This window comes from Pseudoflavonifractor capillosus, from assembly GCF_016899775.1.
Taxonomy (GTDB): Bacteria; Bacillota; Clostridia; order Oscillospirales; family Oscillospiraceae; genus Lawsonibacter.
The window spans coordinates 1-349 of sequence record NZ_JACJJE010000170.1 but is presented as its reverse complement, the minus strand read 5'-3'; the positions used below and the strand labels follow the sequence as shown (position 1 = coordinate 349).

Here is a 349-nt window from a genome sequence, read left to right as displayed (position 1 = left end):
GTGCATTGAGCTACGATATTGACGCACCCGGTGACCCAGACTATGGAAGCGCGACTTCGGTAGAGCCGGTGATCACATCGGACGGCGGCGCTATGGAAAACAAGGACGTGAGCAAAAATGCCGCTATCATTCCGCCAGGCTTCGGGACTGTCAGCATGGATACCCGGAATACCGGTTCCTACCTGACCCCCAACCTGGCTTCGGACAGCGCCCCTGCTGTGGGCGCTGTAGTCAACGGCAGCGGCGTGGGGATCTCCGTGCCGGAGAACCCCTTTCTGAACGGTCAAAACTCTGGCAGTGGCGCCAGTACAGTAACCACCTCTACCGGGTATACCAAAGTCACCAGCGA

The 349-nt window shown here is 58.7% G+C and carries 1 pseudogene; it reads left to right on the top strand.

Annotation, left to right across the window (positions count from 1 at the left end):
* Nucleotides 1-92: 92 nt before the first annotated feature.
* Nucleotides 93-349: pseudogene (locus tag H6B31_RS16855) on the top strand (hypothetical protein); the annotation flags it as partial.